Source organism: Alteromonas sp. ALT199, assembly GCF_018619335.1.
Lineage (GTDB): Bacteria > Pseudomonadota > Gammaproteobacteria > Enterobacterales > Alteromonadaceae > Alteromonas.
In genome coordinates this window covers 25324-37013 of sequence record NZ_JAHHDX010000007.1, presented here as the reverse complement: position 1 = coordinate 37013, position 11690 = coordinate 25324, and the positions used below count along the sequence as shown (strand labels likewise).

10 protein-coding genes are annotated in these 11690 nt (G+C 43.9%); 5 read left to right on the top strand and 5 right to left on the bottom strand.

The genetic code is table 11. From position 1 onward, the window contains the following. The first annotated feature begins 253 nt into the window (after window positions 1-253). Together KL866_RS00720 and KL866_RS00715 are read left to right on the top strand one after the other, a co-directional pair. Window positions 254-760, top strand: a complete 507-nt coding sequence (locus KL866_RS00720; RefSeq protein WP_034325328.1) for a DUF2975 domain-containing protein — start codon at window positions 254-256, stop codon at window positions 758-760. Continuing rightward, a complete protein-coding gene (locus KL866_RS00715) occupies window positions 760-966 on the top strand; it encodes a helix-turn-helix transcriptional regulator (RefSeq protein ID WP_025256314.1) in 207 nt (68 codons plus the stop codon). The genes KL866_RS00720 and KL866_RS00715 overlap by 1 nt, the downstream gene beginning before the upstream one ends. 47 nt (window positions 967-1013) lie before the next feature. On the opposite strand, the gene glnG is transcribed toward KL866_RS00715, so the two are convergent. From glnG to glnA, 4 genes are all read right to left on the bottom strand, one after another. Beyond that, window positions 1014-2423, bottom strand: coding sequence for a nitrogen regulation protein NR(I) (glnG, locus tag KL866_RS00710; protein WP_025256313.1), 1410 nt, complete (start codon window positions 2421-2423; stop codon window positions 1014-1016). Next, window positions 2413-3498: a nitrogen regulation protein NR(II) gene (gene glnL / locus KL866_RS00705; RefSeq protein ID WP_025256312.1), complete on the bottom strand. Its 1086-nt coding sequence runs from the start codon at window positions 3496-3498 to the stop codon at window positions 2413-2415. The genes glnG and glnL overlap by 11 nt, the downstream gene beginning before the upstream one ends. Before the next feature lie 130 nt (window positions 3499-3628). Continuing rightward, complete coding sequence (locus KL866_RS00700) at window positions 3629-4243, bottom strand: DUF4124 domain-containing protein (protein WP_214992472.1); 615 nt, start codon at window positions 4241-4243, stop codon at window positions 3629-3631. A 229-nt stretch (window positions 4244-4472) separates the two neighbouring features. Continuing rightward, window positions 4473-5882, bottom strand: a complete 1410-nt coding sequence (gene glnA, locus KL866_RS00695) for a glutamate--ammonia ligase (RefSeq protein ID WP_025256310.1) — start codon at window positions 5880-5882, stop codon at window positions 4473-4475. Between the two features lie 458 nt (window positions 5883-6340). On the opposite strand from glnA, the gene typA reads away from it, so the two are divergent. From typA to KL866_RS00680, 3 genes are all read left to right on the top strand, one after another. After that, window positions 6341-8173, top strand: a complete 1833-nt coding sequence (typA, locus tag KL866_RS00690; RefSeq protein WP_025256309.1) for a translational GTPase TypA — start codon at window positions 6341-6343, stop codon at window positions 8171-8173. A 303-nt stretch (window positions 8174-8476) separates the two neighbouring features. Further along, complete coding sequence (locus KL866_RS00685; protein ID WP_214992469.1) at window positions 8477-8854, top strand: response regulator; 378 nt, start codon at window positions 8477-8479, stop codon at window positions 8852-8854. Window positions 8855-9107: 253 nt separating this feature from the next. After that, window positions 9108-10283 (top strand): MalY/PatB family protein, encoded by a 1176-nt coding sequence (locus tag KL866_RS00680; protein WP_025256307.1) that lies wholly within the window; start codon window positions 9108-9110, stop codon window positions 10281-10283. Window positions 10284-10457: 174 nt separating this feature from the next. On the opposite strand, the gene KL866_RS00675 is transcribed toward KL866_RS00680, so the two are convergent. Beyond that, the gene (locus tag KL866_RS00675; protein ID WP_214992466.1) at window positions 10458-11654 is read right to left on the bottom strand and encodes an Nramp family divalent metal transporter; all 1197 of its coding nucleotides are present in this window, start codon (window positions 11652-11654) and stop codon (window positions 10458-10460) included. Window positions 11655-11690 lie beyond the last annotated feature (36 nt).

The following is an 11690-nucleotide window of genomic DNA, read 5'->3' as shown; positions in this document are numbered from 1 at the left end:
ACTGAAAAGCGGCCATGTCCCAAATGCGACATCCAGAGAGTCCAATGAGCATAGTCGTCATCAGTATCCAACGCAGACAACCGCGTTTAAAGCAAAAATGTGGAGTTTCATTAGTGTGATATATCATATTAAATTATCGTTTTGCAGTAATTATTGTGTGTTTTGTAATAAAATATTTCTGTCTTACGAGGTTTTTTTGTGTTGTGGTAAGCGGTGGCGTACACTGCTCTAAAAAGGACAAGAAGAGCGCGCCATGCAATCTATAGAAAATCTAAAACGGGTTAGTCACGTTACTCGAATGACGCTGTATGCTGTTGTAGGCATTTTTTTAACGATTGCCATTTACGGCTTTATATCACAAGGGCAGTGGCGGGTGACCTTTGGAGACAACCAATTTGACGCCTTGTGGCATCAGTACAAAGAATCACATTTCTTATTAGCAGTAGTCTTCTCTCCTTTGATGTGTTGCTGGTTGCTTGGATTCTATTTTCTTCAGCGCCTTTTACTTGCACTAAGCAGAGGGCTTTTTTATGCAAAAGCCACGTTACGTTACTTGAAATACGTATCTTGGATTACGGTTTTTTATGTCTGTTATAAAATGATAGTTGCGCCTGTGGCCACTTACCTAGTGGTGTCCAATAGTTCAATCGATATAAGTCTTAACCCCATAACAATAATTATTGTGTTGTGCTTACCAGTGCTAGTTCACTTATTTAGCGCTGCCGCCGAGCTAGATAAAGAAAACAAAGAGATTGTGTGATGCCTGTTCTTGTAAACCTTGACGTTATGATGGCGAAGCGCAAAATTCGCTCTAAAGATCTGGCAAAAAAAATTGGAATAACTGAGGCAAACTTGTCGCTATTGAAAAGCGGCAAAGTTAAAGGCGTTCGGTTCACAACATTAGAAGCAATTTGTCACCATCTACAGTGCCAACCTGGCGATATACTGGTGTATGAAGATAAGTAAAGGAAATTAAAAAGGGCACGCAAGTGCCCTTTTTGGGAATTTATGCGTTAATTCACGCCGAGTTCCTTGAGTTTACGGGTAAGAGTATTTCTTCCCCAACCTAAACGCTTCGCGGCATCTTGTTTGTGGCCGTGGGTGTGTTGAAGTGCCCGCTCAAGCATGACACGTTCGAAAGTCAGCATAGCATCGTTAAGGATATTGTGATGACCATCGCGAAGTTGTTTGTCTGTCCAACTGGCGAGTAAATCTGGCCAATCACCCGATTCGGCACTAGGTTTTTCAATACTGCTATCGCTATGAATTTCTGGCGGCAGATCGCTCGGTAAGACTTCTTGTCCACTTGCCATCACTGTTAGCCAGCGGCATACGTTTTCTAACTGTCTTACGTTACCAGGCCATGGTAACTGAGACATAACGCGTTCAGCTTCTTTAGAAATGCTTTTCGCCTCTACATCAAGTTCTTTGGCCGCTCGGCGAAGGAAATGGCGGGTTAACAACGGAATATCTTCACGACGTTCGTTTAGCGATGGAAGGTGAACACGAATAACGTTCAGTCGGTGAAATAAATCTTCCCTAAATTTACCTTCAGCAACGCGCTGTTCTAAATTCTGGTGGGTAGCTGCGATAATACGTACATCAACGCTTACCGACTGATGGCCACCTACGCGATAAAACTGTCCGTCAGCGAGTACTCGCAAAAGGCGAGTTTGCACGTCTAACGGCATATCGCCTATTTCATCTAAGAAAAGCGTACCGCCGTTAGCCTGTTCAAAACGTCCCTGACGAGCAGCTTGGGCACCAGTAAACGCTCCTTTCTCATGGCCAAACAGTTCAGACTCAACTAAGTCTGCGGGGATTGCAGCCATGTTAAGTGCAATAAACGGGTTGCTTGCTCTAGGGCTGTGTCTGTGAAGCGCCTGCGCAACTAGCTCTTTACCTGTACCCGATTGGCCGTTGATGAGCACGCTTATCGAAGAACGAGAAAGTCGACCTATAGCACGAAAGACCTCCTGCATTGCCGGGGCTTCACCAATAATTTCAGTTACGACTTCTTCGACTTGTGCTTTAGATACGGTTGATTGCTCTCTTGCATGAGCAAGCGCGCGTTGAGTTAATGTTACTGCTTCATCTATATCAAAAGGTTTGGGCAAATATTCAAATGCCCCTTTTTGATAAGCGTTTACCGCACTGTCTAAATCAGAATGCGCCGTCATAATAATTACGGGAAGCAGTGGATGCGAAGCGTGCACTTCGTTCAGTAAGGTCATGCCGTCCATTTGCGGCATTCTTATGTCTGAAATGATAACCTCAGGGGCTTGACCGCTTTGAAGTTGAAGTAATAAATCTTCAGGGTTTTCAAAACTTAAGCAGCTGATATCTGCTGCTTGTAAGGCCTTTTGCAGCACCCAACGAATAGAACTGTCATCATCGACAATCCACACAGACTCATTCGTCATCGTCTGTCTCCTTACGATCTATTGGTATGTAAATTACGAACTCAGTGTGACCAGGGTAGCTATCTACATCTATTTTGCCGCCGTGGTGGTTAATAAGGGTTTGTGAGATAGACAAACCCAGCCCAGAGCCATTTTGCTTGCTTGTGACCATGGGATAGAAAAGCGTGTCTTTGATTTCAGCCGGAATACCTGGGCCGTTATCAATAATTCTTATTTTTGCTACTAGTGCGTGACGTTTCGTTTGAATTGTCATTTGGCGCTCTATTCGCGTTATGAGCTTAATTTCAGGGTTAGGCGTATGGCTTTCAATTAAAGCTTGAACGCTATTTCTGACTATGTTAAGTACAGCTTGCTGAATCATGTCTGGGTCTAGCATGATTGGTGGAATGCTGGGGTCGTAGTCGCGGACTATAGTTATAGGGTTGTCTGAGTCGAAGCGCATTAAGCTGCGTATCTTTTCGAGCGCTTGATGCACGTTACTTTCTTCGAATCGAGGCAATGAATTGGGCCCGAGTAGTCGATCCACTAGGTTTCGCAGACGATCAGATTGCTCAATGATCATGCGCGTAAACTCTTTGTGTTCTTCTGTTAGTTCTTTTTCTAAAAGCTGAGCAGCACCGCGAATACCGCCCAATGGATTCTTTATTTCGTGAGCCAGACCGCGAACTAATTCTCGCGCGGCATAATGCTGCGCATTTTGTAGATTCTCTCGAGAAATACGTTTTTGCTGATCAATCTTTTTCACTTCGAACAGTAACCTTGGTCCGTCTTCGAAATGTAAATTGGTGACGGTTAAGTCGGCAGAAACATAGCGGTTATCTCTAAATGCTAACTTAATTTCGTTTTCGGTGAAGTCTTCGCCTTTTCTTATAGCGGCTTTAAGTCTGGTTGTCTCTATTGTGCCAGGCAAAAAGAAATCTTGAAGTGGGTGCCCGGTAAGCTGTTTCAATCCAGTTTCAAATAGGGCCTCTCCAGCATGGTTGGCATAGACAATTGTAAGTTTGTTATCGACCATTACCAATGCGGTATTTAGGCTATTAATTAGCTGTTGTGTTTCTAACTCGGTGGAATGCATCCGAGCTCGTCTCCTTTGCACCATAATTGTGCATTGTAGCTCGCAACGATGCGATGCGCGAATAAAGAATTCAGTAAAAAATAGTCACTGAACCTATGTGGTGCGCTTACATGACAATGGTTGCACGCTATTAGTTATTAATTAACGCCGATGCCTGATGTAGGTAAAGGGTTTGCATTGGAGACGATGCAAGAGTCTTGCCCGTATTGTTAGTTAGCTCAACTTTATAAGTGTGTGCTCCACGATGGATACCGGAGAGCTTAAAAACTCCGGAACTATTGCTAGCAAATGGGGCGTCATCAAATATTAATCGGTAAATTGGTGCCTTAGGTGCACCAGTTTGTTCCGCAGATATTGTAAGTTCACCCAAGTTATTGCGAATTGTCGCTTCTGGTGCAGGATGCTTTAAAACTACGCGATAGTTAGGGGTTGGTGCTTTAGGCTTCAGAGGAGGAGTGGGGTCATTCGCTGCTGTTACTACGTTTTGGGTTTTGCCATCAAATTCAAGTGGTTCTGCATTTTCTTTCGGCTTATCGGTAAAAGTAATAGAGCCGTCCTCTCCTACTACTTTATAAATTGTCATCGATGAAGAGGACGCTGCTGTGACTGGCGCCTTAATACCTAGCTCAGTTTCGTCTTCTTGTACTTCCTGAACTACATTTTCTTGATATAGCGCTGCAGCTTGCAGAGGTAACAAACCGTTAGTGCTACTAAGTAGCAGTGAAATTAAGCAGATGTTTCGCATCGTTTTTTGCCGTGTCGTTACCTAATTGCTGTATTTTTGTTTTACTAACTTACTACATAATGTCTATGCATAGCCTTGTCGCTTATGGACTAATGCCTTGTTTATTGCATTGTCGGCGCAGTCTATAAGACGGTTTATTAGTATAAGCTTAAAAAGATAGTAGTTAATTAGTGCGCATAAAAAAAGCCCGCAGAGCGGGCTTTAGTAAAAATTGCTATACAGAGTGCAATTACACGCTGTAGTACATGTCAAACTCAACTGGGTGAGTAGTCATGTTAAGTGTAGTTACCTCTTCAGACTTCAGATCGATGTATGCATCAATCATGTCGTCAGTCATAACGCCACCAGCTTTAAGGAAGTCACGGTCGTTATCAAGAGCTTCAAGCGCCATTTCTAGCGAGCTTGCAACTGTTGGGATTTCAGCCGCTTCTTCTGGTGGTAGATCGTACAAGTCTTTATCCATTGAATCGCCAGGGTGGATCTTGTTCTTAATACCGTCAAGGCCAGCCATAAGCATTGCAGAGAACGCAAGGTAAGGGTTAGCTGTTGGGTCAGGGAAACGTACTTCGATACGACGCGCTTTATCGCTAGTTACATGAGGAATACGAATAGACGCAGAACGGTTACGTGCAGAGTATGCAAGCATTACCGGTGCTTCGAACCCAGGAACTAGACGCTTGTATGAGTTGGTAGAAGCGTTAGCAAATGCGTTGATAGCACGCGCGTGCTTAATGATACCGCCGATGTAGTAAAGTGCTTCTTCAGAAAGACCTGCGTACTTGTCACCTGCGAAGATGTTTACGCCGTCTTTAGAAATAGATTGGTGACAGTGCATACCCGAACCATTATCGCCAACTAGAGGCTTAGGCATAAAAGTAGCAGTTTGACCGTATGCGTGTGCAACATTGTGAACTACATACTTGTAAATTTGGATTTCGTCAGCTTTCTTAACTAGCGTGTTGAATTCACAAGCGATTTCGTTCTGGCCAGCCGTTGCTACTTCATGGTGATGTGCTTCGATAACTAGGCCCATCTCTTCCATAACTAAGCACATTGCAGCACGGATGTCGTGAGCAGAGTCTACTGGAGGTACAGGGAAGTAACCGCCTTTAACGCCAGGACGGTGTGCCATGTTGCCGCCTTCGAACTCTTCGCCAGAATTCCATTTTGCTTCTGAAGAATCGATTTTGTAGAACGAACCTGCCATATCAGTATGGAAACGAACGTCATCGAAAAGGAAAAATTCTGGTTCTGGGCCGAAGAAACATGTGTCGCCGATACCTGTAGATTTCAAGTATTCTTCTGCGCGACGTGCTACAGAACGTGGATCGCGCTCGTAACCTTCCATAGTCGAAGGCTCAACGATGTCACAACGAATATTAACTTGTGTTTCTTCTGCGAAAGGGTCTACAACGCAGCTATCTGCATCTGGGAGAAGAACCATGTCTGATTCGTTAATACCTTTCCAACCAGCAATTGAAGAACCATCGAACATTTTACCTTCTTCGAAGAATTCATCATCAACAACGCTCGCAGGAATAGATACGTGTTGTTCTTTACCCTTTGTGTCGGTAAAACGTAAATCTACAAATTTCGCTTCACTTTCTTTAATCAGTTCTAATGCCTTTTCTACTGACATCGTGTCCTCCAGGTTTAAATGTAAAAATGCGGAATGATCAGCTTCACTCCAACAGTGGAAAAAGTGGAAGCGATTATCATGCCATCTATATGTATGCCGATTTCTGTGGCATAGACAGGCCTTTATCACTTACTTGTGAATCACTTTGAACCATAATGGTTCAGTGTTGCATTATTATGGTGCATTAGTTTTACTTTGAGACAACAAGCCTAGATTACTTTGTAGCGTATAGCTACCTTATGTGATCAATTCGGTGCAAAAGAGTTGGCTATTTGTTAATCAGACGATTGAAAAGCATTAAAACACAAGTCCATCAAAAAAAAGATGCGCAAACGTCGAGGTTTTTCTGTACAATCCGCGCAAATTTCTCTATCTGCATTTTTTTGCAACAAATCTAATGCAGACTTATTCGATTCCCGAATTAAGTTGGCATCGATTTACACAGGCTCTATATAAGCATGAATACCACTGATATTAGTAAGTTGCGTAACATCGCAATCATCGCCCACGTTGACCACGGTAAAACCACCCTGGTAGACAAACTGTTACAGCAGTCTGGCACCCTTGAATCTCGAGGCGAGCAAGAAGAGCGCGTAATGGACTCGAACGACATCGAGAAAGAACGTGGCATCACCATCCTAGCTAAGAACACAGCGATTAACTGGAACGACTACCGTATTAACATCGTAGACACTCCAGGACACGCTGACTTCGGTGGTGAAGTAGAGCGTGTAATGTCGATGGCTGACTCTGTACTTCTACTTGTAGATGCGCAGGAAGGCCCAATGCCGCAAACGCGTTTCGTTACGCAAAAAGCATTTGCTCAAGGCCTGAAGCCAATTGTTGTTATTAACAAAATCGACAAGCCTGGCGCGCGTCCTGATTGGGTTATGGACCAAGTTTTCGACTTGTTCGACAATCTAGGTGCAACTGATGAACAGCTAGACTTCCAAGTTGTTTACGCATCAGCACTAAATGGCTGGGCATCAAACGATGCTGACGAGCCGCAAGAAGACATGAATGCGCTATTTGAAACTATCGTTGAGCAAGTTTCTGCACCAGATGCAGACGTTGACGGTCCTTTCCAAATGCAGATTTCTCAGCTTGATTACAACTCTTATGTGGGTGTAATCGGTGTAGGTCGTGTTAAGCGCGGTTCAGTTAAGCCAAACCAACAAGTAACGGTTGTTACTGCTGATGGCGAAAAGCGCAACGGTAAAGTTGGCTTAGTTTACGGCTATCTTGGGTTAGCACGCCATGAAGTTGAATCTGCGCACGCAGGCGATATCATTGCTATCACAGGTCTTGGTGAACTTAAGATCTCTGACACAATTTGTGACCAAAATACAGTTGAAGCGCTTCCTCCGCTTACGGTTGATGAGCCTACTGTAACTATGACCTTCCAAGTAAACACGTCTCCGTTTGCGGGTAAAGAAGGTAAGTATGTAACGTCACGTAACATTCTTGAGCGTCTTAATGACGAGCTTGTGCACAACGTAGCACTTCGTGTTGAAGAAATGCCTGATCCGGATAAATTCCGCGTTTCTGGTCGTGGTGAACTTCACCTAGGTATTCTTATCGAAAACATGCGTCGTGAAGGTTACGAACTTGCTGTATCTCGTCCTGAAGTAATTTTGAAAGAAGTTGATGGCGAAACACAAGAACCTTACGAAACGCTAACTATCGACTGTGAAGAGCAGCACCAAGGCTCTATTATGGAGCAGCTAGGTCTTCGTAAAGCCGAAATGACCGATATGTCTCCAGATGGCAAAGGTCGTGTACGTATCGACTTCGTTATCCCAAGCCGTGGTCTTATCGGTTTCCAAACAGACTTTATGACAATGACATCAGGTTCTGGCTTGTTGTACCACACGTTCGATCACTATGGTCCGTACAAGGGTGGTATTATTGGTAAGCGTAAAAACGGTGTACTTATCGCAAATGCAAACGGTAAAGCACTAACCAACGCCCTGTTTAACCTTCAAGAGCGTGGTCGCCTATTTATTGGTCACGGTGTTGAAGTGTACGAAGGTATGGTTATTGGTATTCACAGCCGTGACAACGACCTAACTGTAAACGCCCTTAAAGGTAAGCAGCTTACGAACGTACGTGCCTCTGGTACTGACGAAGCGCAAACCCTAGTTCCACCAATCAAAATGTCACTTGAGCAAGCGCTTGAGTTCATTGATGATGACGAACTAGTAGAAGTAACACCTGAATCTATTCGTATTCGTAAGAAACTTCTTACAGAAAACGAGCGTAAGCGTGCGTCTCGCGCACCAAAGTCTTAATATTTTCTAAGACTTAAAAATGTTTTAAAAATGCCAGCTTTTGCTGGCATTTTTTATCCCACTTACCAATGCCACTGGCGGGTTTAATCTCACCTACTCACATACATTTTTTCAACGTGAGCCCTCAAATTACCTATTTCACAGTAACAGCTAAACGCTATAAAAAGTTTAAATATCGACCAAAGGTTAGTGGTCAAACAATCTTATAGACTCTATGCTTAAATCTATACGTGTTTACGCCTTAACTCGTAAGCTAAGTCATTGTAATAATTACGGCTAATGACCTAAAAAAGGGGAAATGTAGTGTTTTCTGTAGCAGTTGTTGAAGATGATCCTATCACGCTAGACCTTATTACCAACGCGTTGGAAACGCAGTTAGATGCTACTGTATACCCGTTTACGCGCAGTAAATTTGCAAGGGACTTTTTGCTGCAACAAACCTCTGACTCGATAAGCTTGATCATTAGTGATCAAGTAATGCCGGATTATGACGGGCTTAGCCTTTTGAAAACGTGTAAGTCATCTGGTTTGGATGTTCCTTTTTTGCTTATTACAGCAGATCCCAATAAAGAGCTCGTGATGGAAGCGCGCAAACTTCAAGTGAACGGCTTTTTGGCCAAGCCCCTGAATATGAAAGAGCTGGTTCAAAAATCAAAGGCAGCGGTTAAACCGGACTGCTAGACCTATAGGGTGTTTCGCAATGGAAGTATTTTTATTTTGGCTGAAATTCACACTGAAAGTTAGCATAACCTAATCAGGCCACAGTGCCTATGGCAACATTCAACTAGCCTTCGAGCGTTTTAAGGTGTTAATTTTTCTCTAACAAAGCACATTTCGATATAGCAAATTTAGGTTAATTCACCTTACGCCCCTAGTTTATGGGGCGTTAAAATTCTACACTGTTGGCATAAGTTTTTAAGCAACAGGATGTAGTGTGAACGCCTTATTCGATAGTACCCCTCCCAGAAAAGATACGTTTTCATTTAAATGGCAAAAATATAAAGGGAAAGACATTATTCCAGCCTGGGTTGCAGATACCGAGTTTCGTTGTGCTCAGCCAATTTTAGATGCCATTTCTGGTTATGTTGAACATGGCAACATGGGCTATATTCTGCCAGCCCATCACAATGGTGCTATTCAGGCCGTGGTGAGGTGGCTCAAAGACAAGCATAATTGGGAAATACAACCTGAGTGGCTAGTGTGGACACCAGGCGTTGTACCCGCATTTAACGTTGCGTGTAAAGCGTATTGTGAGCCCGGCGATAAAGTGCTTATTCAAACGCCCAATTACCCGCCATTGCTAGCAGCGCCAAAACTTAATGGACTTGAGCGGGTAGACATAAGCACGGTAGTGCAAAATGCCGACGGCACGAGTTCTGAAACTATTTCAGATGTTGAAGGGGCACGTTATACGCTAGATTTTGACGCGCTAGAGAAAGAAGCCGCTGACCCTAAGTGCAAGCTGTTTATCCTTTGTAATCCTATGAACCCGGTGGGCTCGGTACTTTCTAAAGCAGAGCTGGATCGTATCGCTGAAATCTGTGCCGCGAACAATGTTAAGCTTTGCTCTGATGAAATTCACTGCGACCTAATTTTAGATGAGGGTAAGCAGCATATTCCAGCAGGCCGTGAGGCTAACCTTGCCGAAAATAGTGTTACGCTAATGGCCGCCAGTAAAACTTTTAATGTAGCCGGTTTAGGCACGTCGTTTGCCATAATACCAAATAGTCAACTGCGCCAGGCATTTACCAATGCGGCAGCGGGTATAGTGCCTTGGGTAACCGTACTGGGCTTAGCAGCAACAGAAGCAGCGTTCACTCAGTGTGACGACTGGCACCAGCAGCAGCTTACCTACTTACGCGAAAACAGAGACATGGTATTCAATACCATTAACGATATCGACGGTCTAAAAATGTTAAAAGCCGACGCCACCTTCCTTGCATGGGTAGATGCCAGCGGACTAGGCGTAGAAAACGTTCAGAAATGGGCTGAAGAGAAGGGGGTAGGCCCATCACCGGGTATTGATTTCCACAAAGCCGATCACTTTAGAATTAACTTTGGCTGCAGCAAATCTATGCTTCAAGACATACTCCAACGCCTCGCCAGCTAAAAAATTATGGGGTCAGAGTACTTTTTGTAAATACGCTCTCTATTAAAAAGGGCCAAAGTATTACTTTGGCCCTTCTCATATAGTTTGTTAGTTACGTAATTTCTTTGTTATTTGCGTGTGCGCACTACAAATGGCATACAAAGGGAGCAAATTACTCTGCCATCATTTTTGACGCTAGCTAAACACACCGATAAGTTTGTATAAACCTAAACCAATCACGGTGCCGACTACGAGAAAGCCCGCTAAGTTACTTTTCCACGTGTTTCTAAACTCACCCAGCGCTGTGCTTTTATTCATAACGACCAGCAAAAATATCGCGATAATAGGTAGCAGTAGGGCATTAGTTGCCTGCGCAAACAAAATGGCTGGTAGGGGCTTAAAGCCGAGCGCTGCAACGCTAACTCCCACTATGATGATGATAAACCAAACTGCTTTGAAACTTTTGCTTTGCATATCATCAGATAATCCTAGGGCGCCGGTTACAGCATAAGCGGCAGCTAAAGGCGCGGTTATAGCACTGGTTAAACCGGCCGCAAATAACCCTAGCGCAAAGAACCACTGTGCTTTGTCACCTAAAACCGGTTTGAGCTGCTCACCCATATTCGAAGCATCCATTGTAGCTGCCTGATTAAAGAACGCCATCATAGCTGTTGCCATTACGATAAGCGTAATCAATCCACCCATGCTAATAGCTTTGGCCGACTGGTTTCTGCAGGCTACTACGGCATCTTGTTTATCCTGATTTTTCGATGATTTTGCAACAAGGCTTGCATGAAGGAATAAATTATATGGCACTATGGTAGTGCCAATGAGTGCAAGCACGGTAGTAATGGCATCAGCGTTTAACTGCGGCGACATTAATTGACTAAACATAGCGGCAATATCAGGTTTGGCTACTAACAGCGTGATCAGAAATACGCCAGCCATAATAAAGACAAGGTACACTAACACCGTCTCTATCCACTTATAGCTGCCCGACCAAAGTAAAACTATAGCAATAGCGCCCAAAACACTGGCCCATGGGCCTATACCAATGCTGATAAATGCGTCTAGCCCTATAGCCGCACCGGTCAAGTTACCTGACTCGTACGCAGCATTACCAATGCCGATAGCACTGATGATAAGCACAATAAAGGCATTTTTAAGCCAAGGTTTATATGCCATGTTTTTCATTGCGCTGGCTAGGCCTTGTCCGCTTGCTACACCCAGGCGGGCTGCCATGTCTTGCAAAACGATGGTTGCGAATATTGAGAAAAGCAAAGCCCATACAAGGTGAAAGCCAAAGTTTGCACCCGCTAGACTTGCAGTTGTTACTGTTCCTGGCCCAATGAAGGCGGCCGCGATGATATATCCTGATTTATCTTTTGCCATTGCAACGACTCTTAGTTAAGTTTTGCTATCATGACA